The sequence below is a fragment of the Rhodococcus sp. P3_B8 genome (assembly GCF_056402775.1).
On sequence record NZ_JBFUGT010000077.1, the window covers coordinates 1 to 26,949 of the forward strand.

Here is a 26,949-nt window from a genome sequence, read left to right on the forward strand (position 1 = left end):
TCGTCGCTCAGAGGACGGTCGGTCGTCCGCGGGTCCAGGCACGCGCGTGCCCGGTCCAGGTACGCGCCGAGTTCGGTGGTCGTGTCGAGTTCGTGGTTCTGCTGGCCGAGGGCGCGCACCGCCGAGATCAGTTCGCACGCGAGCACGATGCGAGACTGGGCGAGGATGTCGGTGAGCTGGGTGGCGGCCTGCGACGCGAAGCTCGCGTGGTCCTCGGTTCCGCGGGAGATCACGGTGTGTCCGAGAGAGCCCGGCGCCGCGGCCATCCGGATCTCGGCGATGGCCGCGGACGTCGTGTACTCCAGCAGCATGGTGCCGCTGCTGCCCGCCGGCCCGTCGGCCAGGAACGGCCGGAGACCGGTGACCACCGGATCGGAGAGATTGGCAAGTCTGCACTGCGACAACAACGCCGCGCTCGACAGCGCGAGTTTCGCCTCGTCCACGGCGAGGGCGATCGGCATTCCGTGGAAGTTCCCGTTGTGGAACACGGCGTCGTCCTCGACGGAGATGAGGGGGTTCTCGGAGGACGAGTTCATCTCGATCGCGAGCGTGCCCCGCAACCGCTGCAGCGCCTGCCACGTCGCCCCGAGGATCTGCGGCAGGGCGCGGAACCCGTAGGAATCCTGCACGCGGGCAGCCTGTACGCGGTGGTCCGCGAGGAGTTCCCGGACCCGGCCGGCCACCTCCTCCTGGCCGAGGTGCCTGCGGGCAGCCTGCACCCGTGCCGCGAACGGTTCGACGGAACTGCGCGTCGCCAGCAGCGACAGCACACCGACGATCAGCGAGTGCTCCAGCCAGTTCGCGACGCTGTCGGTGGCCGACGCCGCGAGCGCGACCGTCATCGCGTTGGTCGAGATCAGCGGGAGTGCGTCACCCTGGTGTGCGATCCACCGGGTGGCGAGTCGACCCTCCCGCAGCGGTGCCTCGCCCATCAACCCGAGCGCGATCTCGGAGAACGCGCTGAGGTCGCCGGTGCCTATCGCCCCGCGAGCGTGCACGGTGGGCTGTTCGTCCGCCGCGACGGCATCGATCAGCGCGGTCACGATGTCGGGGTGCAGACCGGATCCGCCGTTGAGAATCTGGTTGACGCGAATGATCATGGCGGCGCGGACGACGTGATCCGGCAGCGCGGGGCCCGAACCGGTGGCGTGGCTGCGGAGAAGTCGAAGGTCCTGGTCGACGCCGTCGGAGACGGAGGTGTCCCGATTGCCCCCGACACCCGTGGTGCGTCCGTAGATGGGCTGCCGTTCGGCGATGCGCACGGCTGTCTCCCACGAACGGCGTGCGTGGTCGAGCGCTGCGGGGTCGGGCTCGATCACGACGGGTTCCCGGGCCAGCGCCGTGAGTTGGTCGACGGTGAGCTGGGCGCCGTCGAGCACCACAGGAAGGGGCGGGTGCGGTTCCTCGGTCGAGCTGGAATCTCTCCGGGTCATCAGAACTCCGTGATCGCTGTGGTGTGCCTCACTCTTCGAGATGTATAGTCCTGTATATACCGCGGTGTGTCAACCGTCAGTTTCCCGCCATGACCTCTATCGCAAGACCGCGGTGAGCGGCTGGCATTCCGGCTAGGTCAACCTCTCACTTCGATCAGTCCCTCCGTGATCTTCCGGAACGTAAGGTCTCGGGAGAGGTGCATATATGGCCATGCATCGATCCCGCTATGACTGATCGACCGAAGGAATGAGTCCAATGCCGCAGCAGGTACGAGGCGTCATCGCCCGCTCCAAGGGTGCCCCCGTCGAGATCGCGACCGTCAACATTCCGGACCCCGGTCCCGGAGAGGTGGTAGTCGACATCGCGGCATGCGGTGTGTGCCACACGGACCTCACGTACCGCGACGGCGGGATCAACGACGAGTTCCCGTTCCTGCTGGGCCACGAGGCTTCGGGGATCGTCGAGAGTGTCGGTGAAGGCGTCACGTCCGTGGCGGTCGGCGACTTCGTCGTCCTGAACTGGCGCGCCGTCTGCGGTCAGTGCCGGGCCTGTAAGCGCGGCCGCCCGCAGTACTGCTTCGACACGCACAACGCCGCGCAGAAGATGACGCTCGAGGACGGCACCGAACTGACTCCCGCCCTGGGGATCGGCGCGTTCGCCGACAAGACGCTCGTCCACGCCGGACAGTGCACCAAGGTGGATCCCTCCGCGGACCCGGCAGTCGTCGGACTGCTCGGCTGCGGTGTGATGGCCGGCCTCGGTGCCGCCGTGAACACCGGCAACGTCTCCCGCGGTGACACCGTCGCCGTCATCGGCTGCGGTGGTGTCGGCGATGCCGCGATCATGGGCGCCCGCCTGGCAGGCGCCGTGAAGATCATCGCGATCGACCGGGACGACAAGAAGCTCGAATGGGCGAAGGACCTGGGCGCGACGCACACGATCAACGGCGGCCAGGTGGACGCCGTCTCGGCCGTCCAGGAACTCACCGGCGGTTTCGGCGCCGACGTCGTGATCGATGCGGTCGGCCGCCCCGAGACGTGGAAGCAGGCGTTCTACGCCCGCGACCTCGCCGGCACCGTCGTGCTGGTCGGTGTCCCGACCCCCGACATGACCCTCGAGATGCCGCTGATCGACTTCTTCTCCCGCGGCGGATCCCTGAAGTCCTCGTGGTACGGCGACTGCCTGCCCGAGCGTGACTTCCCGATGCTCGTCGACCTGTACCAGCAGGGCCGGCTGCCGCTGGACAAGTTCGTCACCGAGCGCATCAAGATCGACGAGGTGGAAGCGGCGTTCCACAGCATGCACGCCGGTGAGGTGCTGCGTTCGGTGGTCGTTCTGTGAGCGGGCAGTTGCGGATCGAGCGGGTCGTCACCGAGGGAACGTTCGCCCTCGACGGCGGAGAGTGGAACGTCGACAACAACATCTGGCTGATCGGTGACGACACCGACGTCGTGATCGTCGACGCCGCCCACACCGCGCAGCCGATCATCGACGCGGTCGGAGGCCGGCACGTGAATGCCGTGATCTGCACGCACGGTCACAACGACCACGTCACCGTCGCCCCCGAATTGGCCGAGCGTTTGCATGCCCCGGTGCTGCTGCACCCCGGCGACGACGTGCTGTGGAAGATGAGCCACCCCGACGCCAAGTACTGGCATCTCGAGGACGAACAGCGGATCGCCATCGCGGGCACCGAGATCCAGGTGATCCACTCGCCCGGTCACTCGCCGGGGTCGGTGTGCCTGTACCTGCCCGAGGCCGGGGCACTGTTCTCCGGCGACACCCTGTTCTCGGGTGGCCCCGGCGCCACGGGCCGGTCGTACTCGGATTTCCCGACCATCATCGGGTCGATCCGGGACCGGCTGTTCGCTCTTCCCGAAGAAACGCTCGTCCACACCGGTCACGGTGACGGAACCACGATCGGCACCGAGGCCCCGCACCTCGCCGAATGGATTGCACGAGGAAACTGACTCCATGACCGACACCACCGACAGGTACACCTTCGACGAAGATGATGTCGTCGTCACGCACGAGAAATCCTATGCGGCAGGTGTTCCTGCGGTGTTGGTGTCGTTGCGTCGTGGGCTCGAGCAGATGGGTCCGGTGCGCACGGCCCGGACGTTGATGAGGTTGAATCAGCGGGAGGGGTTCGACTGTCCGGGGTGTGCGTGGCCGGAGACTCCGGGGCACCGCAAGCATGCGGAGTTCTGTGAGAACGGGGCGAAGGCGGTCGCGGAGGAGGCGACCACCCGCAAGGTCGGGCCGGAGTTCTTCGCGGCGCATTCGGTGTCGGATCTGCTGGGTCGGACCGAGTTCTGGTTAGGGCAGCAGGGCCGGTTGACGCATCCGATGGTGTTGCTGCCGGGAGCCTCGCATTACGAGCCGATCGGCTGGGACGCGGCGTTCGCGATGATCGCCGGGGAGCTGCGGGCGTTGGCATCGCCGCACGAGGCGGTGTTCTACACGTCCGGGCGCACCAGCAATGAGGCGGCGTTCGTGTACCAGTTGATGATCCGGGCGTTCGGGACGAACAACCTGCCGGACTGCTCGAACATGTGCCACGAGTCGTCGGGTAGTGCGTTGGTGGAGACGATCGGGATCGGGAAGGGGTCGGTGTCGGTTCCCGACCTCGAGAACGCGGACCTGATCCTGATCGCCGGGCAGAACCCGGGCACCAACCACCCGCGGATGCTCTCGACCCTCGAGAAGGCGAAGGCCAACGGGGCGAAGGTGATCGCGATCAACCCGCTGCCCGAGGCCGGGTTGATGCGGTTCAAGGACCCGCAGAAGGTGCACGGGGTGGTCGGCGACGGTGTGCAGATCGCCGACGAGTACCTGCAGATCCGGATCGGCGGCGACCAGGCCCTGTTCCAGGGATTGGGCCGGTTGCTGCTCGAGGCGGAGGACCGCAATCCCGGGACGGTGCTGGACCGGGAGTTCATCGACCGGCACACCGCCGGGTTCGAGGAGTGCGCGGCGCATCTGCGGCAGGTCGATCTGGGCACGGTGGCGGCGGCGACCGGGCTGACGCTCGAACAGATCCAGGCCACGGCGGACGCGTTGATCTCCTCGAAGAAGACCATCATCTGCTGGGCGATGGGGTTGACTCAGCAGACGCACGGGGTCGCGACCATCCAGGACGCGGTGAACCTGCTGCTGTTGCAGGGGATGATCGGCAAACCCGGGGCCGGGGTGTGCCCGGTGCGCGGACACTCCAACGTCCAGGGTGACCGGACGATGGGGATCTGGGAGAAGATGCCCGAATCGTTCCTGGCCGCGCTCGACGCCGAATTCGGTATCCGCTCGCCGCGGGAGCACGGGTTGGACGCGGTCGACTCGATTCGGGCGATGCGGGACGGGAAGGCGTCGGTGTTCGTCGGGATGGGCGGCAACTTCGTCTCGGCGACCCCGGACACCGAGACCACCGAGGCCGCGTTGCGGGGCTGTGCGCTGACGGTGCAGGTGTCGACGAAACTGAACCGCTCGCACCTGGTGACCGGGCAGACCGCGCTGATCCTGCCCTCGCTGGGGCGCACCGACAAGGACGTGCAGTCCGGGAAGAAGCAGCAGGTCACGGTCGAGGACTCGATGTCGATGGTGCACCTGTCCCGCGGCAGCCTCACACCCGCGAGCGACCAGTTGCGCAGCGAGGTCGCCATTGTGTGCGGGATAGCGCAGGCCCTGTTCGGTCCCGGACATTCGGTGCCCTGGGCGGAATTCGCCGCCGACTACGACCGCATCCGCGATTCCATCGCAAGGGTCATTCCCGGGTTCGAGGACTTCAACCGCAAGGTCCGTCAACCGGACGGATTCGGACTGCCGCACCCGCCGCGGGACGAGCGCCGGTTCGTGACGGACACGGGGAAGGCGAATTTCACGGTCAACGAGCTGTCCTGGCTGCCGGTGCCCGAGGGCCGGTTGATCTTGCAGACGATGCGCTCCCACGATCAGTACAACACCACCATCTACGGTCTCGACGACCGCTACCGCGGCGTCAAGGGCGGACGCCGGGTGCTGTTCATCGCGCCCGAGGACATCGCCGCCCTCGGATACGTCGACGGGGACCGGGTGGACCTGATCTCCGAGTGGGAAGCCCCGGACGGGACGGTGCAGGAGCGCCGCGCCGACGACTTCCGGTTGGTGCCGTACCCGACGCCGCGGGGGAACGTCGCAGCCTACTACCCGGAGACGAATCCGCTGATCCCACTCGATCACGTGGCCCGCAAGTCGAACACCCCGGTGTCGAAGGCGATCACCATCCGTCTCGAACGGCGACCCTGATGGGGCGTGTGACCACCCGGACCCCGGTCACCCGGATCACCGACACCCGGCAGTCCACCCGACCGGACACCGTGGTGGTGGAGGAGCCGCTCGAGATCCGGGTGAACGGGACACCGCTGGCGGTCACCATGCGCACCCCCGGTTCCGATGTCGAACTGGCGCAGGGGTTTCTGCTGACCGAGGGCATCATCGGCGACCGCGCGGACATCGCGTCGATCCGCTACTGCAACAGCGTCGACGACAACGGTGTCAACACCTACAACGTCCTCGACGTCGATCTCGCGCCCGGGGTGTTCCTGCCCGACACCGGTATCGAACGCAACTTCTACACCACCTCCTCGTGTGGGGTGTGCGGGAAGGCGTCGCTGGATGCGATCCGGCAACGCACGAAGCACTCACCGGCCACCGATACGGTGCGGGTGCCGGCCGCGACGATCGCGGAGCTGCCCGACCGGTTGCGGGCCGCGCAGAAGGTGTTCGAGACCACCGGGGGCCTGCACGCGGCCGGATTGTTCACCCGGACCGGGGAACTGCTCGCGATCAAGGAGGACGTGGGGCGGCACAATGCCGTCGACAAGCTGATCGGCTGGGCCACCGAAGAGAACCGGGTTCCGCTGCGGGGAAGCATCCTGCTCGTGTCCGGCCGGGCGTCGTTCGAGCTGGCGCAGAAGGCGGTGATGGCGGGGATCCCGATCCTCGCCGCCGTGTCCGCACCGTCGTCGCTGGCGATCGACCTCGCCCACGACACCGGGCTCACCCTCATTGGGTTCCTCCGCGGCACCACCATGAACATCTACACCCACCCGGACCGCATCACCTGACGTGAGTGGCAAAGCGTGCGCCCGCACACTTTGCCACTCACGTGCGGGGGGTCAGTGCCCGATCGGCAGCGTCGCGACGCTCATGCGTGCCTACTGGTGGTGTCGGCGCGGATGCCCGCCTCCAGGGCGATCGCGCCCGCCTCACCTCGGGACGCCACACCGAGCTTCTTCAGCACACCCGCGACATGGAATTTGACCGTGCTCTCGCTGATGCCGAGGCTGTCGGCGATCGCCTTGTTCCGCTTGCCGGTCGCGAGGTGACCCAGGACCTCGAGTTCGCGGGGGTTGAGATCGCCCAGTTGCTGTTCGTCCGGTCGCGCCACCGGTACGTCGAGGGGGATCGCGACGGCTACCCGGGACCCCCACCCGTCGACCGACTCCACGTCGATCCGGCCACCGAGCGTGTGCACCCGGCCGGAGAGTTGCCGCACCAGCGCGTCGGTGTCGAGACCGCCGTCGCCGTCGTCGCGGACCTCGACCAGGAGGTTCGCGCCGTCACAGTCCCAGGCGATGCGGATTCGCTCGAGGGCGGCTTGCGCCGCGAATGCCAGGACGGCGCTCCGGACGACGGCCCGGGCGGCACTGGCCACCTCGCCGGGCAGCGCGCGGCCGTCCACCGGCGGATCGACGTAGTCGACCCGCACGGGCCGGTGCTGGAGCAGCGGCCGCAGTTCGCCCTGCAGCCGGGCGAACGCGGTGGTGACCGCTTCCTCCGCGAGGTTGCGGTCGGATTCGCCCGCGGAGCGCAGGGTCACCAGCGCCGAGGACGCCGTCTCGCTCGCCGTGATCCGCGACCGACGGTCGTCGAGGTCCTTGGACCGGAGCGTCGACAGGATCGATTCGAGCGTCGCCGCGTGCAGGTCCGTCAGCTCCACGATGGTCCTGGCCCGTTCGCTCGACGCCGCCCGCGACTCCGCCAGGTATGCGGGGCTCGCCTGCGCCACCTGATGCCGGATCGACACGGCGACGACGCCGAACGCGCCCGCCACCAGCGGGACCTCACGAATGCGCTGCCGCGGCTTGGGCAGAACGAGGAGGAGGGTCCCCGTCGCGTCCAGCAGCGCCCACACCTTCCGTTTCGCTCCGGCAATCACGGTGTGGTCGTCGAAAGGGGTGCCTTCCGTCATGCGGGTGCGCAACGCGTCCAGTTCGGCGATGGTGACGCGCTCGACCACCGACGGATCTCCGCTGACCTTGCGGGGACGTCCCGTGCATTCCCGGGTGAAGATCACCAGCGCGGTGTGCGGCCAGATGTCGGCGAGGAACTTGGAGAAGCGGACGGCGATGTCGGGCAGCGGACCGTCGATGACGTCCCGCATGGAGCCGAGAACATCTGCAGGGGACACAGAAGTCGAGCTGGGAAGAACCACGTGTCGAGCCTATCCGCGCAGGCGGCGGCTGCCGGGCCTGGGCTGTCCGCTCACGGTGCCGGCTCGGCGCGGGCGGCGTCGACGACGTCGGACCGGACGAGTCCCAGTGATTCCAGTGCCCGCGCCGCGGTGCCGTGCGTGATGGTGGCGACGGCTGCGACGAGGTCGGCTCCGACGATCGGTCGCCGTTCCGACTTCGCGAGAGCCACCGCATTGCGGAACGCGGCCTGGGCCGGTTCGGTCAGTCGCAGCGGCCCGGTGCGCGGGCGGCTCAGTGCGCTGGTGGCGACGCCCGCGTCCGTCATGCCTGCCGCCGCGAGGGCTTCCCCGTGCACGCGAATGACCGCCTCGCGCAGTGCGTTCCGGTTCGATCCGAGACGCTCGAACACTCGGGCTGCCGTACCGTCCGGCAGTACGAACGCTGCGAGCAGCAGATGCTCGAGGCCCGGTTCCCGGTCGCCCAGCCGGTCGGCCTCGGCCTCCGTTTCCGAGAACAGCGTCTTCATCGTGCGCATGTCGCGCCATGCCCGGGTGAACTTCATCGTGTGTCCCTCGTCTTCGTGTCGGAGGATCGTCCGGGACCGAGGCGTTTGTGCGCCGCCTGACCCGAGACGCCGAGAGCGTGACCGATGTCCGCCCAGGTCCAGCCCGCGGACAGTGCGTGTGCGACGGCGTCACGCTCGAGCTGATCGGCCTGACGCCGCAGCGCGACGACGGCAGCGAAAGCGGTCGCCGGGTTCGGATCGTCACTCACGGTATCAACTTAAGTTGATGAGGCGAATCCGTCAACCTTTGTTGATGGGTCGACCGGAATCAGAGCGCGGCGTTCTTGTCGAACTCGGTGCCGAGTTCCTTCGCCACGCGCTTGAGCAGCGGCACGATATGGTCCGCCGACTCGAGGGTGACCCGGGCCGCGGGCCCGGAGACGGAGATGGCGGTGGGGGTCGGAGCGTTCGGCACCGGCACCGAGAAGCAGCGGACGCCGATCTCCTGCTCGCCCTCGTCGATCGCGAACCCGCGGTTTCGGCTCAATTCGAGATCGGCGATCAGCATGTCGGGGTCGGTGAGGGAGTTCTCGGTGTACGTCGTCATGCCGGTCCGGCCGACCAGTGAGCGCACGGCGTCATTCGAGAGTTGCATGAGGATGGCCTTGCCGACGCCGGTGCAGTGCGGGTAGACGCGTCGGCCAACCTCGGTGAACATGCGCATCGCGTGTTCGGACGGCACCTGTGCGACGTAGACGGCCATGGTGCCGTCGAGGACGGCCATGTTCGCGGTCTCGCCGGTGCCTCGTACCAGTTCGGACAGGTGCGGTCGCGACCAGGCGCCGATCAGCTGGGTGGCGCTCTCGCCGAGGCGAATGAGCTTGGGCCCGAGCGCGTACCGCCGGGTGGGTAGCTGCCGCACGTATCCGCGGTTCATCAGGGTGCGGATGAGCCGGTGAATGGTCGGGAGGGGGAGTCCGGCCAGGTCGGCGAGTTCGCTGACCCCGATGGACCCGCCGGCACTCGCCATGATCTCGAGTATGTCGAATGCGCGCTCGACCGACTGCACGCCGCCGGCCGGACTCTGACCGTTCGTCATGTCTGTCTCCATCCTCTGACTGCGCGAGAGCCCCCACATTCTTTCCGTCAGACGGAAAGGGTGCTCCGTATGACGATAGCGCGGGAGTGGCGGATCGCGACGATTCCTTCGCTACATCGGTTGACAAACGTCGGTGTGACGGCGTTCACTATATCGAGATACGAAATACAACTTCCATAATATGGAAAACACCAAGCCCCGAGGGAGGGCCCCGTGTCTGAAGTCGAAATCGCTGCGAAACCCACAAAGCAGCGTTGGTACAGATCACTTTTCGTCCAGGTCCTGATCGGAATCGCCCTGGGCATCGCCACCGGAATCCTGTTTCCGGAGTTCTCCCATCACCTGGCGCCACTGGGTGAGGGCTTCATCAAGCTGATCAAGATGGTCGTGTCGCCGCTGATCTTCCTGGTGATCGTCACCGGCATCGCCAAGGTCGGCAGCATGAAGGCGCTCGGCAAGATCGGCGGCAAGGCGCTGCTCTGGTTCACGGCCGCGACGACCTTCGCGCTCGGGCTCGGCCTGCTCGTCGGAAACCTCGTCAAGCCGGGTAGCGGGCTCAACATCGACCCGGCCACGCTGGACACCAGCGCCCTGGACGAGAAGACGCAGGGCGGCCACCTGCCGGGTGGCGTCGAGTTCGTCATGCACATCATCCCGACCAGCGTGTTCGATGCGTTCGCCCAGAACAACCTGCTGCAGGTGCTGCTGTTCGCGATCCTGTTCGGTGTCGCGCTGGCGTCCTTCAGTGAATCGGCTCCGCCGATCCTGATGGATGTGATCGACCAGACGCTGCACGTCATCTTCCGCATCGTCGGCTACATCATGTACCTGGCGCCTCTCGGAGCGTTCGGTGCGATGGCATTCACCGTCGGCAATTACGGTGCCGGCTCCCTCAAATCCTTCGGAGTACTCATCCTGGCGTGCTACGGCGCTGCACTGGTCTTCATCGCCGTCCTGTCGATCGTGGTCAAGCTGATCACCGGAGTGAACGCGTGGAAGTTCATCAAGTACTGCCGCGAAGAATTCATGCTCGCCCTGGGCACCGGATCGTCCGAGGCGGTCATGCCCCGCATCATCAAGAAGTTGGACAACGCGGGATGCGACCGCGCCGTCGTCGGTCTGGTGATCCCTACCGGCTACTCGTTCAACCTCGACGGAGCCGCGATCTACCTGTCGCTGGCGATGATGTTCCTGGCGCAGGCGGTCGGGGTTGATCTCGGATTCGGCGAGCAGCTCGCGATCATGGGCATCCTGATCCTCAGCTCCAAGGGAATGGCGGGTGTGCCGGGGTCGGCCTTCGTCGCCCTGTCCGCGACCGCTGCCGCAATCGGCGCGTTCCCCGTGGCCGCGGTCGCGTTGCTGCTCGGCGCCGACCGGCTCATGGACTCCATGCGCGTATTCACGAACCTGCTCGGCAACTGCCTCGCCACGTTCGTGGTCGCGAACTGGGAGGGCATGCTCGACAAGGACAAGATGCGAGCGGTACTCGACGGGAAGGTCACACCCGACGACCCGGACGACGTCACCATCCACCCGCACCCGGGGCACGACCACCTCCAGGACGCCCCGGCACGGCCGGCGATCGAGAGGCGCGAAGCGCTGACCACGAACGGGGTCGCGGAAGGAACGGTGAACCACCATGCCTGATACCCAGCCCACCGTCGGAGTGCTCGGCACCTGGGGTTACTACGGACTCCTCGACGACGCCGAGCAGGTTCAGGTCGACACCCCGTACGGTCCGACGTCGGACAGCATCGTCCTCGGGTCGTCAGGGGGCCGCCGGCTCGCCTACCTGACCCGCACCGGACGGCACCGCGACATCCCGCCCCACCGCATCAACGCCCGCGCGAACATCTGGGCCCTGCACAGCCTGGGCGTGCGCACGATCCTCGCGCCCACCCCGTCCGGCTCGCTGCGACCGGCGATCGGCGTCGGCTCGGTTGTCGTGCCCGACCAGCTCGTCGACCGCACCGGCCGCACCGACGACACCTTTCACGACGACGACGTCCACGTGTCCTTCGCGGATCCGTTCTGCGTCCGCGGACGCCAGGCGGTGGTCTCGACGCTCCGCAGGAGCGGATGGGTGGTCAACGACGGCGGCGTGATGGTGGCGATCCGCGGTCCCCGATTCTCGACCCGCGCCGAATCACGTTGGTACGCGGCCCAGGGATGGGACCTGATCAGCATGACCCCGTACCCCGAGGCGGCGCTGGCCCGGGAACTGGGCATGTCCTACACCTGCATCGCCCTGGTCACCGATCACGACGTCATCAGCGACACCCCGTGGCCGGTCACCCAGGACCTGGTGCGCGAAGGACTCGACGCGAACACCAAACGACTACGCGAAGCGCTGCTCCAGGTAGCGATCGAACTGGCGGGCAAGCCCGAAGCGGCGACACCTGCCCACGGAAGAAGGAGCTGACAAGATGGCCGAATTGTTCTGCAACGGTGGAGCGATGCGTGGGGGAAACCTGCATCACAACGTGTCTGCGCACACGTTCCTCGGCACGGTCCGGACCGCCCCGAAATACCGATTCTTCTCCGTGCGTGACGAATTCCCCGCACTGCTGCTGACGGAGACCGGGGGAGCCTCGATCGAGGGCGAGCTCTACGACGTGCCGATCGGAGACATTCGCACCGACTTCCTCCCCGAGGAGCCCGAGGAACTCGAGCTCACCGTGATCGAACTGTCCGACGGCCGTTCGGTTCTGGCGGTAGGCCTGCGACCGGGCCTCCTCGAGAGCCGAGCCGGCGAGCTCACCGAGATCACCGATCACGGCGGCTGGCGACGCTACCGAGGCCTGCCCGAGCCCGACAACACCACAGTCTCCTGAACACCCGGAAAGTGAAAGAACAACCGATGGATACCTTGGCCTACACCCTGAACTGCTCGATCCTGCTCACCGACGTGCCGCTCCTGCAGCGCCCACAGGCTGCTCGGGATGCCGGATTCGACGCCGTCGAATTCTGGTGGCCCTTCGACACCGCCGTACCGCGGGACAGCGACGTCGACGCGTTCGTGGCCGCGATCGAGAACGCCGGAGTGCAGCTGACCGGGTTGAACTTCGCGGCGGGCAACATGCCGGCGGGGGACCGCGGACTGCTGTCCGACCCGGCGCAGGTCTCGGCGTTCCGCGACAACATCGACATCACCGTGGGAATCGGAGAACGATTGGGCACCAAAGCTTTCAACGCCCTGTATGGTAATCGTATCGACGGCACGGATCCGAAGATTCAGGACGACACGGCCACCGAGAACCTCGCCCAGGCGGGCAAGGCGGCGGATCGTATCGGTGCGGTCGTACTCGTCGAACCGGTCAGCGGCACGCCGGCGTACCCGCTGAAGAGCGCGGCCGAGGCGATCGCCGTGATCGACCGGGTGAAGGCCGAGCACGGTGTCGATTCGCTCCGGCTCCTCGCGGACCTCTACCACCTCGAGGTCAACGGCGACGACGTCGGCGCCGCGATCGACACGTACGCGGACCGCGTCGGGCACGTACAGATCGCGGATACTCCTGGTCGCGGAGAACCCGGCACCGGAACACTCGACATCGACGGCTACCTGAAGAGGCTCGCCGGTCACGGCTACCGCGGATACGTGGGGCTCGAGTACAAGTCCACCCGGCCGGACACCTTCGACTGGTTGCCCCGCGAACAGCGCGCGTCCCACGCCGCCCACTGACACACACCACTTTCGACGGAATCGAGGACACTCGTGAGCACTATCGCATTCATCGGACTCGGAATCATGGGCAGCCCCATGGCCGTTCATCTCGCCAAGGCCGGCCACCAGGTGGTCGGATACAACCGCTCGCCCGGGCGCACCGCGGCACTCGTCGAGGCCGGCGGCACCGCAGCGGACTCCATCGCCAAGGCCGTTGCCGGCGCCGACGTCGTGGCCGTGATGGTCCCCGACTCGCCCGACGTGCAGGCCGTACTTGCCGGTGAGGACGGAGTCTTCGAGCACGCCCCGGCAGGCGCTCTGATCATCGACTTCTCCAGCATCCGGCCCGACGTCACCACCGCACTCGCCGCGCAGGCGGCCGAGCGTGGATTCCGGCTGATCGACGCCCCGGTATCGGGTGGCGAGGCCGGGGCGGTCAACGCCGCACTGTCGATCATGGTCGGCGGCGCCCCGGAAGACTTCGAGTCGGCCAGGCCGATCCTCGACGTCGTCGGGAAGACCGTGGTCCACGTGGGCCCGAACGGATCCGGGCAGACGGTGAAGGCAGCGAACCAGCTGATCGTCGCCGGCAACATCCAGCTCCTCGCGGAGGCGATCATCTTCCTCGAGGCCTACGGTGTCGACACCGCGGCCGCCGTGGAGGTACTCGGCGGCGGGCTCGCCGGATCGGCCGTCCTGAACCAGAAGGCGCAGAAGATGCTGGACCGGTCGTTCGAACCCGGATTCCGTATCGACCTGCACCACAAGGACCTCGGCATCGTGACCAGCGCTGCCCGTGAGGCCGGCGTCGTGACACCCCTCGGCGCCGTCGTCGCCCAGCTGATGGCCTCCGCCCGTGCGAACGGTGATGGTGGCCTGGATCATTCGGGCCTGCTGCGCGGAGTGGAGCGGCTGTCCGGCCGCCCCTCCCAGTGACCCGCCTCAACTCGTAATCCTCGATGGAGAACTGATATGCCTCGTATGCGCGCTGCTGACGCAGCGGTCAAGATTCTGGAACTCGAAGGTGCCACCCAGGCCTTCGGCCTCCCCGGTGCGGCGATCAACCCGTTCTACGCAGCAATGCGTGACCACGGTGGGATCAAGCACGTCCTCGCCCGCCACGTCGAGGGCGCATCCCACATGGCCGAGGGATTCACCCGCGCCAAGGCCGGAAACATCGGCGTCTGCATCGGGACGTCCGGCCCGGCCGGGACCGACATGATCACCGGCCTGTACTCGGCGATGGCGGACTCGATCCCGATCCTCGCGATCACGGGGCAGGCCCCGGTCGCGCGCCTGCACAAGGAAGACTTCCAGGCCGTCGACATCGCCGCGATCGCGGGTCCGGTCACGAAGATGGCGATGACGGTGCTCGAGCCCGCCCAGGTTCCAGGTGCGTTCGCGCAGGCATTTCACCTGATGCGGTCCGGCAGGCCCGGACCGGTTCTCATCGACCTGCCGATCGACGTGCAACTGGCGGAGATCGAGTTCGACCCGGACACCTACCAGCCGCTGCCCGTGTACAAGCCGGCGGCGACCCGGGCGCAGGCGGAGAAGGCCCTCGACATGCTGGGGGCCGCCGACCGCCCGCTGATCGTCGCCGGCGGCGGCATCATCAACGCCGACGCCGCGGATCTGCTCGTGGAACTGGCGGAACTGCTGGACGTTCCCGTGGTGCCGACGCTGATGGGCTGGGGCACCATCCCGGACGACCACCGCCTCGCCGCGGGCATGGTCGGTCTGCAGACCGCCCACCGGTACGGCAACGCGACCATGCTGGCGTCGGACTTCGTCCTGGGCATCGGCAACCGCTGGGCCAACCGGCACACGGGCGGCCTCGACACCTACCGCAAGGGGCGCAAGTTCGTTCACGTCGACATCGAACCCACGCAGATCGGCCGCGTGTTCGCACCGGACTACGGGATCGTCTCCGACGCCAAGGCGGCGCTCGAACTGTTCGTCACCGTCGCGAAGGAGCGCAAGGCCGCCGGAACACTCGCGGACCGAAGCACCTGGGTCGAGGACTGTGCCACCCGGAAGCGGACCATGCAGCGCAAGACCCACTTCGACGACGTCCCGGTCAAACCGCAGCGGGTGTACGAGGAGATGAACCGCGTCTTCGGGCGCAACACCCGGTACGTCAGCACGATCGGGCTCTCGCAGATCGCCGGCGGCCAGTTCCTGCACGTCTACAAGGCCCGCAACTGGATCAACTGCGGGCAGGCCGGACCGCTGGGCTGGACCATCCCCGCCGCCCTCGGAGTGGTGGCCGCGGAGCCGGAGACGCCCGTCGTGGCGCTGTCCGGTGACTACGACTTCCAGTTCATGATCGAGGAACTGGCGGTGGGCGCCCAGTTCAACCTGCCGTACATCCACGTCGTGGTGAACAACTCCTACCTGGGACTGATCCGTCAGGCGCAGCGCGCATTCGACATGGACTTCTGCGTGCAGCTGGGCTTCGACAACATCAACACCCAGGAAACCACCGAACACGATGTGCTGCCCGCGGTCCCGAAGGGGTACGGCGTCGATCACGTCAAGGTCGCCGAGGGGCTGGGCTGCAAGGCGTTGCGGGTCACCGAGCCCGGCGAGATCGCAGGCGCCCTCGAGAAGGCCCGTGAGCTCGCCGGTGAGCACAAGGTGCCGGTGGTGGTCGAGGTCTTCCTCGAGCGGGTCACCAACATCGCGATGGGAACCGAACTCGACAACGTCGCCGAGTTCGAGGATCTGGCGGAGAGCTGGGAGCACGCTCCCACAGCCCTCATGCTGCTGGACTAGGGGGCACCGTGACACGTGTACTGGTCGCACCCGACAAGTTCAAGGGATCCCTCACCGCGGCGGAAGTGGCGGACGCCCTCGCCGACGGACTCCTCGCCGGTGATCCCTCCTGGGCGATCGATCGTGTTCCGGTCGCGGACGGCGGCGACGGCACCGTCGCCGCGGCCGTCGCCGCAGGGTGGTCTCCGGTCGCGGTGACCACCACGGGGCCGACAGGTCGGCCCGTCACCTCGTCCTACGCGGTGCGCGGCTCGACCGCGGTGGTCGAACTGGCTTCGGCCGTGGGCTTGGTACTGCTCCCGGACGGTGTAGCGGACCCATTGGGTGCCAGTACATTCGGACTCGGCACCGTCGTCAGGCACGCGCTGGAGGGGGGAGCTCGCGAGATCACCGTCGGTCTCGGGGGCAGCGCGTCAACCGACGGCGGTGCCGGCTTGTTACAGGCCCTCGGCGTACGTGTCCTCGACGCCGACTGCAACGAGGTCGCGCAGGGGGGAGCGGCGCTGCGCCAGGCCGCCCGGGTCGACCTGACCGGTCTCCACCCGGCGGCGCGTGCGGCGCACTTCCGGCTCGCCTGCGACGTCGACAATCCGCTCCTCGGCCCGACCGGCGCCACCGCCGTGTACGCGAGCCAGAAGGGCGCGGCAGCAGAAGAACTGGTCGTGCTCGAGGACGCCATGACCCGGTGGGCGCAGGTCGTGCGCGCCGCGACCGGCCGCGACGACAGCCGGATCGCGGGTGCGGGCGCTGCGGGAGGCGCGGCGTTCGGCGCGATCTCGGTGCTGGGGGCCGACACCCGGCCCGGCATCGACACGGTCCTCGGGCTCGTCGACTTCCCCGGGAGGCTCGCCGGGGCAGACCTCGTCATCACCGGCGAAGGGTCACTCGACGAGCAGAGCCTCCACGGCAAGGCGCCGATCGGCGTCGCGACCGAGGCACGCAGGGCCGGAATCCCCGTCCTGGCCGTCTGCGGCCGAAACCTGCTCAGCGACATCCAATTGCACAGCGCCGGCATCTCCGCGGCATACGCACTCGCGGACCTGGAGCCGGACCTTCATCGATCGATCAGAGATGCGGCGGAACTACTGCGCCGAATCGGCTGCACGATCGCGGCATCGACTGCCGAACTCGCACCACTCAGCACACGAGGAGAATCATGACGTCACCCGACTTCACCGCACTACCCGACCTCGCCTCACGCGCCCTCGGCGGAAGCGTATCCGCGGCCAACGACGAACTGTTCGCCCAGCGGGAGAACCTCATCAAGGCGGAGGCCCCGTTCTTCGACCCGTCCGATTTCGGGCACAAGGGCAAGGTGTACGACGGGTGGGAGACCCGCCGCCGCCGCGACGACGGCCACGACTACGCGATCGTCCGGCTCGGGGCCGCGGGCATCATCCACGGGATCATCGTGGACACCGCGCACTTCAAGGGCAACTACCCGCCCTTCATCTCCATCGAGGCGGCGTCGATCGAGGGCTACCCGTCCATCGAGGAGGTCATGAAGGCGGACTGGCAGACCATCGTCGAGAAGTCCCCGGCCGAGGGCCACGCCGCGAACGCCTACGCCGTCGCCGACCGGCACCGGTGGACACACGTGCGGCTGTCCATCTACCCCGACGGCGGCGTCGCACGGTTGCGGGTGCACGGTGAGGTCGTGCCCGACCCCCGGTTCCTCGACGGGACGGTGGACCTACTCGCCGCGGAGAACGGCGGACGCCTCGTCGGCTGCTCCGACGCGTTCTACGCGTCGCCCGCGAACATCATCCTTCCCGGGCGGGCCCGGAACATGGGGGAGGGCTGGGAGAACTCCCGGCGTCGTGGCGGCGGCAACGATTTCGCGGTGTTCTCGCTGGCCGCGGCCGGCAATCCCCGGCACGTCGAGATCGACACCAGCTACTACGTGGGGAACGCGCCCGGCTGGGTGCGGCTGAGCACCGCCGATGCGCGGACCGCCGACATCGCCGACGAGAGCGCGTGGACCGAATTGCTGTCCCGCACGGCCGTGCAGCCCGACACGAGGCACCGCTTCGTTCTGGACGCCACCGAGGCGGCCACGCACCTGCGACTCGACGTCTACCCCGACGGTGGCCTGTCCCGGCTGCGGTTGTTCGGCGACCTCGACGCGACCGCGCTGTCGGAGACGCGCCGCACCTGGTGGGAAGCCCTGCCCCAGAGCCATCAAGCGCTCGTCGCCGACCAGGCGCCGCGCTAGCCCCTACCTGACGAACCCGAGGAAACACGCATGCCCAATCCCAGTCCCGGTTACTCCATCACCGTTCGCGTCACGGCCCCGGTCGGCGCAGGCACCACCTCGACTCTCGCGGGGGCGGTGGCCTCCGTGAAGGGCGCCATGACCGCGTTGGACGTGGTGGAGAGCCACCCCGACCACATGGTCATCGACGTGACGTGCGACGCCTCCGACGTCGAGCACGCCGAGCAGATCACGTCCGCGATCGCCGACGTGCCCGGCGTCGTGGTCGGCAAGGTCAGTGACCGCACGTTCCTGCTCCATCTCGGCGGGAAACTCGAAGTGGTGCCGAAGGTTCCGCTCAAGCACCGCGACGACCTGTCCCGCGCGTACACACCCGGCGTCGCCCGGGTCTGCACCGCGATCGCGGAGAACCCCGAGGACGTGCGGCGGCTGACGATCAAGCGCAATACCGTCGCGGTCGTCACCGACGGCTCGGCCGTGCTGGGGCTGGGCAACATCGGTGCCGCCGCGTCGATTCCCGTGATGGAGGGCAAGGCGGCCCTGTTCAAACAATTTGCGGACGTGGACGCGTGGCCGGTCTGCCTGGACACCCAGGACACGGACGCGATCGTCGAGATCGTCCGGGCCCTCGCACCGGTGTACGGCGGAATCAACCTGGAGGACATCTCCGCCCCACGCTGCTTCGAGATCGAGGCCCGGCTCCGCGACATGCTGGACATCCCGGTGTTCCACGACGATCAGCACGGCACCGCCATCGTGGTTCTCGCCGCGCTGACCAACGCCCTGCGGGTGGTCGAGAAGAGCCTCGACACGGTGAAGATCGTGGTCTCGGGGGTCGGCGCCGCCGGACACGCCATCATCCGCCTGCTGGTCGCGCAGGGTGCCACGAACATCGTGGCGTGCGGGCGGAACGGCATCCTCTCGCCCGACGACACATCCGACTCGTTCCGGTCCTGGATCGCGAACAACACCAACCCGGAAGCGCGGTCCGGATCGCTGCGGGACGCGGTGGTCGGCGCGGACGTGTTCATCGGTGTCTCGGCGCCGGACATCCTGACCGGCAGCGACATCGAGACGATGGCGGAGCGGTCGGTCGTGTTCGCCCTCGCGAATCCGGTGCCCGAGGTCGATCCGGTCGCGGCCGGCAGGCACGCGGCCGTCGTCGCGACCGGACGGTCGGACTTCCCGAACCAGATCAACAACGTGCTCGCGTTCCCGGGCGTGTTCCGGGGCCTGCTCGACGCGCACGCCGTCGAGATCACCGACGACATGCTCATCGCGGCCGCCCGCGCGATCTCCGATTCGGTGTCTCCGTCGGAACTCAACCCCACGTACATCGTGCCGAGCGTGTTCGATGCCGCAGTCGCCCCGGCCGTGGCCGCGGCGGTGCGCAGCGTTGCCGGCGCAGGTGGTGAACACGATGTCTGACCGGCTCGACCTGCTGTTCCGCGCCCCGCGGGTGATCACCGCGGCGGGGGAGGTCGCCCGCTGCGTGGGTGTGCGGGACGGCCGGATCGTCGTCATCGAACCGTTCGGCGCCCAGCTCGACGCCGAGGTCGTGGTCGAACTGGGCGACGACGAGGTGCTGATCCCCGGTCTCGTCGACACGCACGTGCACGTCAACGAACCGGGCCGCACCGAGTGGGAGGGATTCGCGAGCGCGACCCGGGCCGCGGCCGCAGGCGGGGTGACCACGATCGTCGACATGCCGCTCAACAGCATCCCGCCGACCGTCGACGCCTTGGCACTCGACGTGAAACGCCGGGTCGCCGCCGATCAGGCGTACGTCGGTTACCGGTGGCAACTCGTCGAGTGCAACAGGAAGCATATCAACTACTCGGCCGTGAGGGGCCGGGTTTGCTGCTCACGTTCCCACTGGCTGTGGGAGGGGTGGCTGCTATGGGCGCGGTTGATTGGGCGGCCCTGTAGGTGCGATGTCCGAGTGCGGCGATGTTGCGGGCCGCATTGTGGTCGACGTGACCGGTCCACTGGCAGTATCGGCATCGGAATGTTGCTTGCGAGACCCGGTTCGCTTTGTCGCAGTACCCGCATTGTGAGCAGGTCCGCGATGTGTTCCGGGGGTCGACGACAGCGACGGGCACCCCAGCCCTCTCGGCTTTGTAGGTGATCTGTGCCCGTAGCTGGGCGTATCCCCACGAGTGGAGTTGGGTCCGTTGCCGTCGGGCTAGCCGTACCCGGTCGCGGATACCTGACAGGTCTTCTATCGCGATCCCACGACCGGTGCGTTGTGCTCGGGCAACAATAGTTTTCGACAGTTGATGGTTGATGTCGGTGGCGAACCGCTGTTCCTTTCGTCGCCGTGCCTTCAATTTCCGTTTCGCTGATTTCGTGCCGACTCGCTGCAAACTTGCGCGCATCGCGGCGTTCTTCTTTCGGCGCGCCGTCACTGCCCCGGCGGACCACCGCACGTCGAGGGCGGTCGGATCGTCGTCAGTGGTGACAGCGAGGTTCACGATCCCCAGATCCACACCCAACCAGCCAGCGGCGGTGTCCGGCGGCTCGACCGGTTCCGGTGCGGGTTCGTCGACAGTGGCATACAGGTAGAACAGGCCGTCGCGGTAGACGAGGTCCGTTTCCCCCTTACGGGCGGCCAGGAGTGTGCGTTGCCACGGCGCGCACACGAACCGCACACCCCGCATCCGGCCCGCCGTGGTCCAGATCGACACAGTCGAGGAATCCACTTGCCACGACAGGCACCTGTCGTCGAACGGTTGCGCAGCATGCGGCCGGAACTTGACCGCGGTCCCGGCCACCGCCGTATACCGAGTCGACCCCGGTCGACCGTAGTTTCCGTTGCTCAGGTTCGCCTGCCGGGTGGTGTACGCGTCGGCAACTTTCCGCAGAACATGCAACGCCGGCTGCGCGGAGAGGCCCCGGGTCTTCACCATCGGATACAGCGCGACCTGCAACGCCCGCCGCGACCGCAATCCCCTCGAGTGAGCCCACCCGGCAACCTCATTGGCAACCTCATTGCACAACACCAACGTCGATTCCAGCGCCGCAGACTGATCAGGACTGGGGACGAGCTTGACCACGACAATCCGTTTCACTTCGCACTCAACACCTTTGATGGCCGAGGAGCCTTCACCGCTCCGATGCCGACGCGGTGTCACCAGATCATGACAGAGGGGTCCGACAAGTCCGGGGTACCCTCACCGAATTCGACGGCGACACCGTCACGTGCACTGCGATGGGAGTTCCCATACGCAAATAATTGTGGGGCAACCACTTCTGGTCGTCGCATACTTCGTCGCGCTGCGAGTGGAGCGCGCTGTCGATCATTGCCGCAAGCCTTACCATCAGAAACGACTCGACTCGCCAACCACACCCACCTCCCTCCCGAAGCGGCCCCGCACCACAGATCAGCTTCTTCACGGGCTTGGACGGGCGGTATTCCGCTGATAGCTCATTTGGACTCGAACACGCCCGCGTCGTGCAGGGCCCGTAAAGTCCGGGACGTTGGGGGTACGGCGCGGCCAGGAATCCGACGTCGACGCGCGAACTGGCGCTGAAGGAGATCGCCGGGTTCGGCGCGGCGTAATCGTGCACGCAGCCCTCGCCGGCGTCGTGCGCAGTACCTGGCTGGCCGGCAAGCGGATCGACCTCGACGAGGCGCCCCGGGGCCGACTGCTCAGCCGCGGACTGGCCTGACGCCGCCGCACCCTTGCATGGCGATGGATCCGAAAGATCCAGTGCTACAGCGGGTTTGTCGTGTTCCAGGCGGTACGGCACCAAGATATATCCTGCCGAAATCATTGACCGCCCACTGTTGCCTGGCTCACACTCGAAGGGACCAATGGAACAAACTTTCCGTGATACGGAAGTTCGTTCGCCGCCACGCAAGGACAGGCACATGCTCATAGACGACACAGTCTCGCGGCACACCACCACCGTCGCGCCGCCGGCGCCGCCAGCGACCCAGACGAGTACCACACTCTACAACCTGGACCTGGCGCCAACGAAGGCCTCGGGTCGCCGCTGGGGTAGCTACAGCATCTTCACGCTGTGGACCAACGACGTCCACAACATCGCCAACTACTCGTTCGCCATCGGCCTGTTCGCGCTCGGGCTGGGCGGCGGCCACATGATCCTGTCGCTCATGATCGGCGCGGTCATCGTCTGCGTCGCGATGACCTACGCCGGGTTCATGGGCCAGAAGACGGGCGTGCCCTTCCCCGTGATGAGCCGGATCAGTTTCGGAATCCGCGGCGCCCAGATTCCCGCCATCGTCCGCGCGGTCATCGCGATCGTCTGGTTCGGAATCCAGACCTACCTCGCGTCGATCGTCTTCCGGATCTTCCTCGTCGCCGTCGCGCCCTCCCTCGACCGCTTCGACCAGAACTCGATCCTCGGACTCTCCAGCCTCGGATGGATCTGCTTCATCGGGATCTGGGCGATCCAGATCGTCGTCCTCGTTTACGGGATGGAGGCGGTGCGCAAATTCGAGAGCCTGGCCGGTCCGCTGATCCTCGTGACGGTCGGCTCGCTCGCCCTGTGGATGCTGTTCCGCACCGACTTCTCCATCGCGTGGACGTCCGATCAGCCCGCCTCGGGTGGGGAGATGTGGCGGCAGGTCTTCGCAGGCGCAGCCCTGTGGATGTCGATCTACGGCACCCTGATCCTCAACTTCTGCGACTTCTCGCGGCGCTCCCCGTCGAAGACCGCCGTCGTGCGCGGCAACTTCTGGGGCCTGTTCGTCAACGTCCTCGCGTTCGCCGTCATCGCGTTCATTCTGTGCGGCGCCCAGTTTCAGATCGACGGCACCATCATCGACAGCCCCACCGACATCGTCGCGGCGATCCCGAACACCTTGTTCCTGTCGCTGGCCTGCCTGGCCCTCGTGATCGTGACGATGGCCGTCAACGTCATGGCGAACTTCGTGGCACCGTCGTACGTGCTGTCGAACCTCGCCCCCGAGAAGATCAGCTTCCGCAAGGCCGGCATCATCAGCGCCTGCATCGGCGTGGTCCTGCTGCCGTGGAATCTCTACGACAGCCCCGTGGTGATCAACTACTTCCTCGGCGGCCTCGGCGCCGTCCTCGGCCCGCTGTTCGGCATCATCTTCGTCGACTACTGGTTCATCCGCCGCACGAAGGTCGACGTACCCGCCCTCTACTCGGACAGCCCGACCGGACCCTACTACTACCGCAAGGGATTCAACCTTCGGGCGATCTATGCCCTCGTCCCCGCCGCGCTCGTCAGCACCCTGTTCGCGATCGTCCCCGCCTTCCATCTCGTCGCCCCGTTCTCCTGGTTCATCGGAGCGGGCCTGGCGGCGGCAATCTACGCGGTCGTCGGCGACCGCACCCGGCAGTACGTGGACGTGTCCGGCGAGTCCATCGCCGTGGACAGCGGCCACGGCGACCACTGACAGGAGCTTTCGATGCGTATTCTCGTCGTCAACGTCAACACCACCACGTCCATCACGGACGCCATCGCCAAACAGGCCGAGGCCGCCGCGGCACCCGGTACCGAGATCGTCGGGCTCACACCGGAGATCGGTGCGGAATCCGTGGAAGGGAACTTCGAGAGCTACCTCGCCGCGATCGCCGTGATGGACCGGGTGCGGTCGTACCCGGAACCGTACGACGCGGTGATCCAGGCAGGATACGGCGAACACGGCAGGGAAGGACTGCAGGAGTTGCTCGACGTACCCGTCGTCGACATCACCGAGGCGTCCGCCAGTATCGCAATGATGCTGGGACACAAGTACTCCGTCGTCACCACGCTCGACCGCACCGTACCGCTCATCGAAGACCGGCTCCGGCTCGCGGGCCTCGACGCCAAGTGCGCGAGTGTACGCGCGAGCGGACTGCCCGTCCTCGCGCTGGAATCCGACCCCGAGCGCACGATCGAGGCGATCGTCGACGAGGCCGAAGCTGCTGTGCGCGAAGACAAGGCCGAGGTGATCTGCCTCGGCTGCGGTGGAATGGCCGGCCTCGACGACCGGATCCGTGAGCGCGTCGGCGTTCCGGTGGTCGACGGCGTCAGTGCCGCTGTCACATTGGCGGAATCTCTTGTAGGGTTGGGTCTCTCGACTTCGAAGGTGCGCACCTACGCGCCCCCGCGTCCCAAGCAGATCACGGGATGGCCGCTCGCGAAACCGCGGTAGTCACCTCTGCAGTGAGTTGTACAGCTTCGTCCTCACCCCGGACGGCCACTACGGCGCCCTATCCCGCGCCCGCAACGATGGAGTATCCCTTTGCTCGAACAGACCACGACCTCCGTAGACCCCGGCCGCGCCGGCTCGGTTCGCGTCATCCGTGAGGGTGTTGCGTCTTATCTGCCGGATATCGACCCGGACGAGACCACGGAGTGGTTGGAATCGTTCGACGGACTGTTGGACCGGTCCGGACCGACCCGTGCCCGGTATCTGATGTTGCGGATGCTCGAGCGGGCCGGGGAGAAGCACGTCGCGTTGCCGGCGTTGACGTCGACCGATTATGTGAACACCATCCCGACGGAGAACGAGCCGTGGTTCCCCGGYGACGAGGAGACCGAGCGCCGGTATCGGGCGTTCATCCGGTGGAACGCGGCGGTGATGGTGACCCGCGCGCAACGCCCCGGCGTCGGGGTCGGTGGSCACATTTCGACGTATGCGTCGTCGGCGGCGCTGTACGAGGTGGGGTTCAACCACTTCTTCCGCGGCAAGGACCATCCCGGGGGTGGGGATCAGATCTTCATCCAGGGCCACGCCTCGCCGGGCATCTACGCCCGCGCGTTCYTGGAGGGGCGGATCCCGGCGGAGCGGATGGACGGGTTCCGGCAGGAACACTCGCACGCCGATCAGGGCGGCGGTCTGCCGTCGTACCCGCACCCSCGSCTGCTGCCGGATTTCTGGGAATTCCCGACCGTGTCSATGGGGTTGGGCCCGATGAACGCGATCTACCAGGCCCGGTTCAACCACTACCTGCACGACCGCGGCATCAAGGACACCTCCGACCAGCACGTGTGGGCATTTCTGGGTGACGGSGAGATGGACGAACCCGAATCCCGCGGCCTGGCGCACGTGGCGGCCACCGAAGGYYTSGACAACCTGACGTTYGTGGTGAACTGCAACCTGCAGCGCCTCGACGGCCCGGTCCGCGGCAACGGCAAGATCATCCAGGAGTTGGAGTCGTTCTTCCGCGGCGCCGGCTGGAACGTGATCAAGGTGGTCTGGGGCCGCGAGTGGGACGCACTGCTGCACGCGGACCGCGACGGCGCCCTGGTCAACCTGATGAACGTCACCCCCGACGGYGACTACCAGACSTACAAGGCCAACGACGGCGGGTACGTGCGCGAGCACTTCTTCGGGCGGGATCCGCGGACGAAGGAACTGGTGAAGAACCTCTCSGATCGCGACATCTGGAACCTCAAGCGCGGCGGCCACGATTACCGCAAGATCTACGCCGCGTACGCGGCGGCGATGGCGCACAAGGGGCAGCCGACGGTGATCCTGGCGCACACCATCAAGGGYTACACCCTGGGYAAGCACTTCGAGGGCCGCAACGCCACCCACCAGATGAAGAAGCTGACCCTCGATGATCTGAAGAATTTCCGGGACCTGCAGCGGATCCCGATCTCCGACGAAGAGTTGGAGAAGGACCCGAAGATGCCGCCGTACTACCACCCCGGCCCCGATGCCCCGGAGATCCAGTACATGCTCGACCGRCGTAAGGCGTTGGGTGGGTTCCTGCCSSAGCGGCGCACCAGCCCGGCRCCGTTGCCGCAGCCGGCGGACTCGACCTACGACGTGGTCCGCAAGGGCTCCGGGAAGCAGCAGGTCGCGACCACCATGGCGTTGGTGCGGATCATGAAGGAGCTGTTGCGGGACAAGGAGATCGGCAAGCGGATCGTCCCGATCATCCCGGACGAGGCCCGCACCTTCGGGATGGACTCCTGGTTCCCSTCYTTGAAGATCTACAACCGCAACGGSCAGCTGTACACCGCCGTGGATGCGGASCTGATGCTCGCCTACAAGGAATCSGAGATCGGGCAGATCCTGCACGAGGGCATCAACGAGGCCGGCTCGACCGCCTCGTTCACCGCGGTCGGCACCTCGTATGCCACCCACGGTGAGCCGATGATCCCGCTGTACATCTTCTACTCGATGTTCGGGTTCCAACGCACCGGCGACGGCCTGTGGGCCGCGGCCGATCAGATGGCCCGCGGGTTCGTCCTCGGCGCCACCGCCGGCCGCACCACCCTCACCGGCGAAGGCCTGCAGCACGCCGACGGGCACTCGCTGCTGCTGGCCTCGACCAACCCGGCCGCCGTCGCCTACGACCCGGCGTTCTCCTACGAGATCGCGCACATCGTCAAGGACGGTCTGCGCCGGATGTACGGCGGCACCGACGGCGTGGACGGGTTCGGTGGCGAGGACATCTTCTACTACATCACCCTCTACAACGAGCCCTACTCCCAGCCCGCCGAACCCGCCGACCTCAACGTCGACGGACTGCTCAAGGGCATGTACCTGTTCAAAAGGTCCGAGGCATCGGGCCCGAAGGCGCAGATCCTGGTCTCCGGAGTCACCATGCCCGAGGGCCTGCGGGCCCAGCAGCTGCTCGCCGACGAGTGGGGTGTGGCCGCCGACGTGTGGTCGGTCACCTCCTGGGGTGAACTGCGCCGCGACGGCATCGAACGGGAGAAGCAGGCCCTGCGCGACCCGGGCACCGACGCCCCGCTGCCGTATGTCACGCAGGCCCTGTCCGACGCCGCCGGCCCGTTCGTGGCGGCCTCGGACTGGATGCGCGCCGTCGCCGACCAGATCCGCCAGTGGGTCCCCGGCTCGTACAC

Annotated in this window: 22 protein-coding genes and 1 pseudogene; 17 read left to right on the top strand and 6 right to left on the bottom strand. The window is 67.3% G+C overall.

From position 1 onward, the window contains the following. Window positions 1-1,433, bottom strand: a 1,433-nt coding sequence (locus tag AC1D1G_RS22480; protein ID WP_477953738.1) for an aromatic amino acid ammonia-lyase, incomplete at its 3' end; no start/stop codon positions are given. 256 nt (window positions 1,434-1,689) lie between these two features. On the opposite strand from AC1D1G_RS22480, the gene AC1D1G_RS22485 reads away from it, so the two are divergent. The 4 genes from AC1D1G_RS22485 to fdhD are packed head-to-tail and all read left to right on the top strand — an operon-like array spanning window position 1,690 to window position 6,536. Next, a complete protein-coding gene (locus AC1D1G_RS22485) occupies window positions 1,690-2,775 on the top strand; it encodes an S-(hydroxymethyl)mycothiol dehydrogenase (RefSeq protein WP_280781343.1) in 1,086 nt (361 codons plus the stop codon). Beyond that, window positions 2,772-3,404: an MBL fold metallo-hydrolase gene (locus AC1D1G_RS22490; protein ID WP_009475279.1), complete on the top strand. Its 633-nt coding sequence runs from the start codon at window positions 2,772-2,774 to the stop codon at window positions 3,402-3,404. Before AC1D1G_RS22485 ends, AC1D1G_RS22490 begins: the two co-directional genes overlap by 4 nt. Window positions 3,405-3,408: 4 nt before the next feature. After that, window positions 3,409-5,715 (top strand): FdhF/YdeP family oxidoreductase, encoded by a 2,307-nt coding sequence (locus tag AC1D1G_RS22495; protein WP_477953739.1) that lies wholly within the window; start codon window positions 3,409-3,411, stop codon window positions 5,713-5,715. Further along, window positions 5,715-6,536, top strand: coding sequence for a formate dehydrogenase accessory sulfurtransferase FdhD (gene fdhD, locus AC1D1G_RS22500; protein WP_477953741.1), 822 nt, complete (start codon window positions 5,715-5,717; stop codon window positions 6,534-6,536). The genes AC1D1G_RS22495 and fdhD overlap by 1 nt, the downstream gene beginning before the upstream one ends. An 80-nt stretch (window positions 6,537-6,616) precedes the next feature. Here the strand turns inward: fdhD and AC1D1G_RS22505 are convergent, their stop codons facing one another. From AC1D1G_RS22505 to AC1D1G_RS22520, 4 genes are all read right to left on the bottom strand, one after another. Continuing rightward, window positions 6,617-7,855, bottom strand: a complete 1,239-nt coding sequence (locus AC1D1G_RS22505) for a helix-turn-helix transcriptional regulator (RefSeq protein WP_105414490.1) — start codon at window positions 7,853-7,855, stop codon at window positions 6,617-6,619. Between the two features lie 101 nt (window positions 7,856-7,956). Continuing rightward, window positions 7,957-8,448, bottom strand: a complete 492-nt coding sequence (locus AC1D1G_RS22510) for a Clp protease N-terminal domain-containing protein (RefSeq protein WP_477953742.1) — start codon at window positions 8,446-8,448, stop codon at window positions 7,957-7,959. After that, window positions 8,445-8,660 carry a hypothetical protein gene (locus AC1D1G_RS22515; RefSeq protein WP_317569002.1) on the bottom strand — a complete coding sequence of 72 codons (216 nt, stop codon included), beginning with the start codon at window positions 8,658-8,660 and terminating at the stop codon, window positions 8,445-8,447. Before AC1D1G_RS22515 ends, AC1D1G_RS22510 begins: the two co-directional genes overlap by 4 nt. A gap of 59 nt (window positions 8,661-8,719) precedes the next feature. After that, the gene (locus AC1D1G_RS22520; RefSeq protein WP_005260937.1) at window positions 8,720-9,490 is read right to left on the bottom strand and encodes an IclR family transcriptional regulator; all 771 of its coding nucleotides are present in this window, start codon (window positions 9,488-9,490) and stop codon (window positions 8,720-8,722) included. Window positions 9,491-9,703: 213 nt separating this feature from the next. On the opposite strand from AC1D1G_RS22520, the gene dctA reads away from it, so the two are divergent. The 10 genes and pseudogenes from dctA to AC1D1G_RS22570 form a co-directional block, all read left to right on the top strand. Continuing rightward, on the top strand, window positions 9,704-11,137 hold the full coding sequence (dctA, locus tag AC1D1G_RS22525; protein WP_477953744.1) for a C4-dicarboxylate transporter DctA: 1,434 nt from the start codon (window positions 9,704-9,706) through the stop codon (window positions 11,135-11,137). After that, a complete protein-coding gene (locus tag AC1D1G_RS22530; RefSeq protein WP_477953746.1) occupies window positions 11,130-11,912 on the top strand; it encodes an MTAP family purine nucleoside phosphorylase in 783 nt (260 codons plus the stop codon). Before dctA ends, AC1D1G_RS22530 begins: the two co-directional genes overlap by 8 nt. A gap of 4 nt (window positions 11,913-11,916) precedes the next feature. Further along, window positions 11,917-12,324 carry a gamma-glutamylcyclotransferase gene (locus AC1D1G_RS22535; protein WP_247250968.1) on the top strand — a complete coding sequence of 136 codons (408 nt, stop codon included), beginning with the start codon at window positions 11,917-11,919 and terminating at the stop codon, window positions 12,322-12,324. Between the two features lie 26 nt (window positions 12,325-12,350). Further along, window positions 12,351-13,172: a hydroxypyruvate isomerase family protein gene (locus tag AC1D1G_RS22540; protein ID WP_283351445.1), complete on the top strand. Its 822-nt coding sequence runs from the start codon at window positions 12,351-12,353 to the stop codon at window positions 13,170-13,172. Between the two features lie 33 nt (window positions 13,173-13,205). Further along, window positions 13,206-14,090 (top strand): 2-hydroxy-3-oxopropionate reductase, encoded by an 885-nt coding sequence (locus tag AC1D1G_RS22545; protein WP_477953747.1) that lies wholly within the window; start codon window positions 13,206-13,208, stop codon window positions 14,088-14,090. Window positions 14,091-14,126: 36 nt separating this feature from the next. After that, window positions 14,127-15,932: a glyoxylate carboligase gene (gcl, locus tag AC1D1G_RS22550; protein ID WP_317569000.1), complete on the top strand. Its 1,806-nt coding sequence runs from the start codon at window positions 14,127-14,129 to the stop codon at window positions 15,930-15,932. Between the two features lie 8 nt (window positions 15,933-15,940). Beyond that, a complete protein-coding gene (locus tag AC1D1G_RS22555) occupies window positions 15,941-17,092 on the top strand; it encodes a glycerate kinase (protein WP_477953749.1) in 1,152 nt (383 codons plus the stop codon). Beyond that, window positions 17,089-18,147, top strand: a complete 1,059-nt coding sequence (gene alc / locus AC1D1G_RS22560; RefSeq protein WP_283351449.1) for an allantoicase — start codon at window positions 17,089-17,091, stop codon at window positions 18,145-18,147. The genes AC1D1G_RS22555 and alc overlap by 4 nt, the downstream gene beginning before the upstream one ends. Before the next feature lie 30 nt (window positions 18,148-18,177). Continuing rightward, complete coding sequence (locus AC1D1G_RS22565) at window positions 18,178-19,575, top strand: NAD-dependent malic enzyme (RefSeq protein ID WP_477953751.1); 1,398 nt, start codon at window positions 18,178-18,180, stop codon at window positions 19,573-19,575. Then, window positions 19,568-19,936 (top strand): annotated as a pseudogene (locus AC1D1G_RS22570) (amidohydrolase family protein); the annotation flags it as partial. The gene AC1D1G_RS22565 and the pseudogene AC1D1G_RS22570, both read left to right, overlap by 8 nt. A gap of 40 nt (window positions 19,937-19,976) precedes the next feature. Here AC1D1G_RS22570 and AC1D1G_RS22575 read toward each other — a convergent pair. After that, on the bottom strand, window positions 19,977-21,218 hold the full coding sequence (locus tag AC1D1G_RS22575; protein ID WP_477953753.1) for an RNA-guided endonuclease InsQ/TnpB family protein: 1,242 nt from the start codon (window positions 21,216-21,218) through the stop codon (window positions 19,977-19,979). 803 nt (window positions 21,219-22,021) lie between these two features. On the opposite strand from AC1D1G_RS22575, the gene AC1D1G_RS22580 reads away from it, so the two are divergent. The 3 genes from AC1D1G_RS22580 to aceE all read left to right on the top strand — a co-directional run. Continuing rightward, window positions 22,022-23,539, top strand: a complete 1,518-nt coding sequence (locus AC1D1G_RS22580; protein WP_477953755.1) for an NCS1 family nucleobase:cation symporter-1 — start codon at window positions 22,022-22,024, stop codon at window positions 23,537-23,539. A gap of 12 nt (window positions 23,540-23,551) precedes the next feature. Then, window positions 23,552-24,280, top strand: a complete 729-nt coding sequence (locus tag AC1D1G_RS22585) for an aspartate/glutamate racemase family protein (protein WP_477953756.1) — start codon at window positions 23,552-23,554, stop codon at window positions 24,278-24,280. Between the two features lie 84 nt (window positions 24,281-24,364). Next, window positions 24,365-26,949 (top strand): pyruvate dehydrogenase (acetyl-transferring), homodimeric type (aceE, locus tag AC1D1G_RS22590; protein ID WP_477953758.1); only part of this gene is annotated, 2,585 nt, incomplete at its 3' end.

Excerpts from the sequence above, each read along its gene's own strand:
- gcl (WP_317569000.1), top strand. The coding sequence starts at position 14,127 with ATGCCTCGTATGCGCGCTGCTGACGCAGCGGTCAAGATTCTGGAACTC.
- AC1D1G_RS22580 (WP_477953755.1), top strand. The coding sequence starts at position 22,022 with ATGCTCATAGACGACACAGTCTCGCGGCACACCACCACCGTCGCGCCG.
- AC1D1G_RS22520 (WP_005260937.1), bottom strand. The coding sequence starts at position 9,490 with ATGACGAACGGTCAGAGTCCGGCCGGCGGCGTGCAGTCGGTCGAGCGC.
- AC1D1G_RS22505 (WP_105414490.1), bottom strand. The coding sequence starts at position 7,855 with ATGCGGGACGTCATCGACGGTCCGCTGCCCGACATCGCCGTCCGCTTC.
- AC1D1G_RS22540 (WP_283351445.1), top strand. The coding sequence starts at position 12,351 with ATGGATACCTTGGCCTACACCCTGAACTGCTCGATCCTGCTCACCGAC.
- AC1D1G_RS22485 (WP_280781343.1), top strand. The coding sequence starts at position 1,690 with ATGCCGCAGCAGGTACGAGGCGTCATCGCCCGCTCCAAGGGTGCCCCC.
- AC1D1G_RS22585 (WP_477953756.1), top strand. The coding sequence starts at position 23,552 with ATGCGTATTCTCGTCGTCAACGTCAACACCACCACGTCCATCACGGAC.
- AC1D1G_RS22535 (WP_247250968.1), top strand. The coding sequence starts at position 11,917 with ATGGCCGAATTGTTCTGCAACGGTGGAGCGATGCGTGGGGGAAACCTG.
- AC1D1G_RS22530 (WP_477953746.1), top strand. The coding sequence starts at position 11,130 with ATGCCTGATACCCAGCCCACCGTCGGAGTGCTCGGCACCTGGGGTTAC.
- fdhD (WP_477953741.1), top strand. The coding sequence starts at position 5,715 with ATGGGGCGTGTGACCACCCGGACCCCGGTCACCCGGATCACCGACACC.
- AC1D1G_RS22565 (WP_477953751.1), top strand. The coding sequence starts at position 18,178 with ATGCCCAATCCCAGTCCCGGTTACTCCATCACCGTTCGCGTCACGGCC.
- alc (WP_283351449.1), top strand. The coding sequence starts at position 17,089 with ATGACGTCACCCGACTTCACCGCACTACCCGACCTCGCCTCACGCGCC.
- AC1D1G_RS22510 (WP_477953742.1), bottom strand. The coding sequence starts at position 8,448 with ATGAAGTTCACCCGGGCATGGCGCGACATGCGCACGATGAAGACGCTG.
- AC1D1G_RS22495 (WP_477953739.1), top strand. The coding sequence starts at position 3,409 with ATGACCGACACCACCGACAGGTACACCTTCGACGAAGATGATGTCGTC.